This is a genomic window from Tahibacter sp. (genome assembly GCF_035481375.1).
Classification (GTDB): domain Bacteria; phylum Pseudomonadota; class Gammaproteobacteria; order Xanthomonadales; family Rhodanobacteraceae; genus Tahibacter.
On sequence record NZ_DATIGT010000059.1, the window covers coordinates 1 to 2,808 of the forward strand.

At 73.5% G+C, this 2,808-nt stretch carries 3 protein-coding genes and 1 pseudogene; all 4 read right to left on the bottom strand.

Annotated features, from left to right (window positions below; translation table 11 throughout):
- A partial coding sequence (locus VLF18_RS03600; RefSeq protein ID WP_325278254.1) for a VWA domain-containing protein occupies nucleotides 1-776 on the bottom strand: 776 nt, incomplete at its 3' end.
- Nucleotides 773-1,774, bottom strand: coding sequence for a VWA domain-containing protein (locus tag VLF18_RS03605; protein WP_325278255.1), 1,002 nt, complete (start codon nucleotides 1,772-1,774; stop codon nucleotides 773-775). The genes VLF18_RS03600 and VLF18_RS03605, both read right to left, overlap by 4 nt.
- On the bottom strand, nucleotides 1,767-2,240 hold the full coding sequence (locus tag VLF18_RS03610; protein WP_325278256.1) for a DUF4381 family protein: 474 nt from the start codon (nucleotides 2,238-2,240) through the stop codon (nucleotides 1,767-1,769). The genes VLF18_RS03605 and VLF18_RS03610 overlap by 8 nt, the downstream gene beginning before the upstream one ends.
- Nucleotides 2,240-2,808 (bottom strand): annotated as a pseudogene (locus VLF18_RS03615) (DUF58 domain-containing protein); the annotation flags it as partial. The gene VLF18_RS03610 and the pseudogene VLF18_RS03615, both read right to left, overlap by 1 nt.

Consider the following 2,808-nt stretch of genomic DNA (forward strand, 5'->3'; position numbering starts at 1 on the left):
CGGCGCAGCTGCGCCGCGTCGACGCGCGGCACGACGATCTCGCCGTCGCTATTTTTCCAGAAATCCCCTTGTGGCAGGCTCACCGGCGCGCCGGCGGCGGTGCCGACCGCGAGCACGGAAACGCGGATGCCCTGTTGCGCGGCCTCGCGCGCGGCGACATCGGCGTTGCCCGCGGCTGCGTCGCAGACCAGCACGATCTCGCCGCCGCTCGCCCCCGACTGCCGGATCAGCTCGACGCCGCGCCGGATCGCGATCGCGGTTTCGTTGCCCGCCACCGGCATGATGGCCGGATCGAGTTCGCCGAGCAGGTTGCGCACGGTCTCGGCGTCGTCGGTCATCGGCGCGACGACGAACGCGTCGCCGGAATAGCCGAGCAGCGCGACTTGGCCGTCGCCGCGCGCATCGAGCAGGTCGCGGATCGCAAAGCGCGCACGCGTCAGGCGGTTCGGCTTGAGATCGGCCGCGAGCATGCTCGGACTGAGCTCCAGCGCGATCACGCGCGCATTCTGGTTGCGGTACAGCGGGGTCGGCAGGCGTTCCCAGGCCGGCCCCGCGAGCGCGATGCAGGCGACGATCCAGCCGAGCGCGAGTACCGCGGCCGGCCAGCGCCGCGGCGTTTCGCGGCCGGCGACGAGATGTTCGAGCAGGTGCGCATCGACCGCGCGCGCCCAGCTGCGCTGCAGGCCGCCGTCACCGCGCAGGGCGAACCAGAGCAGCGGCAGCGCCGCGAGCGCGAGCAGCCACCACGGCCGCAGGAACGTGAACTCGGCGATCACGCGGCACCTCGCCAGCGCAGCGCCGCGTAGCGGCGCGGGTCGAGCAGCGGCAGGAGCGCGAACAGCAGCGCGAGACCCAGCGGCACGTGAAACAGTTCGCGCACCGGACGATAGCGCTCGCTCTGGTCGGCAGCCGGTTCGAGCCGGTCTATCGCCTGATAGATACCGGCGAGTTCCGCCGTGTCGCGCGCGCGGAAGAAGCGGCCGCCGGTCTTGTCGGCGATCTCGGTCAGCAGTGCGGCATCGAGGTCGGCCGACGGATTGACCGAGCGGCTGCCGAAGAAGTCGTCGACGCGCATGCGCTCGGCGCCGAGCCCAATCGTATAGACCTTTACTTTTTCCGCCTGCGCGAGTTCCGCCGCCTTGCGCGGGTCGATCTCGCCGGCCGTGTTGACGCCGTCGGTCAGCAGCACGACGACGCGCTGCGCCTCGGGCCGCTCGCGCAGGCGCTTGATCGCGAGCCCGAGCGCGTCGCCGATCGCCGTCTCGCGGCCGGCGAGGCCGACGGCCGATTCGTCGAGCTGGGTCTTCACGGTCTTCACGTCGAAGGTCAGCGGCGTCAGCAGGTAGGCGTTGGAGCCGAACAGGATCAGGCCGACGCGATCGCCGGTGCGGCGCGCGATGAAGTCGCCGACGATCACCTGCATGGCCTGGAAGCGCGTCGCCTGCGCGCCGTTCAGACTCATGTCGCCGATGTTCATGCTGCCCGACACGTCGAGCGCGAGCAGCATTTCGCGGCCGCTGCGCGGCAGGTCGGAGGGTTCGCCGATCCACTGCGGCCGTGCGACAGCGGCGACGAGCAGCGCCCAGACCAGCCACGCGGCGATGCGCCCGGCGGTTGCGCCGCGCCCGCTGCCGGCGACCTCGGCCGGATCGAGCACGCCGTCGTACGGCAGGTGCAGCGCGGCGCCGCGCTCGTCGCCGGCCGGCCGCCAGCGCAGCACGAGCCACGGCAGCGGCAGCAGCAGGAACAGCCAGGGCCAGGCCCACTCAAACATGGCGCAGCTCGCTCGCGAGTACGTGCTGCAGGTGCCGGCGCGCGATCGCATGCAGCGAGGTCACGTCCACACTCGCCTGCGCGCGCCACGCACCGTCGTTCAGCGCGTCCGCATAGGCCGCGAAGCCGTCGCCGTGGCGGTCGAGAAACCGGATCCAGGCGTCGCCTTGCAGCGTGGCCGCGTCCATGCTGACCGCTCGCGCGAGACGGCGCAGGAACGCCGACAGCGCGGCGAGGTAGACCGGTGCGCTCTCGACCGCGGCTGAAGCGGGAAGCAGCGCGTCGAACTCCGCGAGCAGCCTTTGCCGACGGCGCTGGCGCGCGCGGCCGCGGCGCAGCAGCCAGAGGCCCGCCGCGAGCGCGGCGAGCAGCAGCAGCGCGGCGATCCACCAGCCCGGCGCCGGGGGCCACAGCGACGGCGGCGGCGGCAGATGAATGTCGCGCAGGGCGGGCATGTCGTTGGCCATCAGCCGCCGCTCCGGCGCGTCGCGAGCGCAAGACTCAGCGGCGCGAGGCTGCGCGCGGGATCGTCGCGCGTGTCGAGCGTCAGCACGCCGACGCCGAGACGGCGGGCCTGCTGCAGCAGCGTTTCGCGGCGCTCGCGGAACGCCTGCGTCCAGCGTGCGTCGGCGCTGCCGCCGAAATCGACGCGCCGGCGCAGGCCGCCGACTTCGATCGCATAGCGGCCGCGCGGCGGTGCCGTGGTCTCGAGCGCGTCGGTCGTCACGATGATGCGCAGTTCGCCGTGGCCGGCGAGGCGCGCGAGCGGCGCCTCGGCCGCGGCGTCGGCGCTGAAGCCGTCGCTGAGCAGCACGATCAGTGTGCCCGGCCGCGCGAGACGCCGCGTACGTTCGAGCGCCTGCGACAGCGGCTCGGCGGTCGCGGCCGGATCGGCACGCGCGAGCGCGTCCCAGTCGGCGAGCGCGCGCAGGCAGTGCAGCACGCCGCGCGGTCCGCCGGCGGGCCGCACTTCGCCGGTGACGCCGCTGCCGAAGCCGAGCGCGCCGACGCGATCGCCGCCGCGGATCGCGCTCC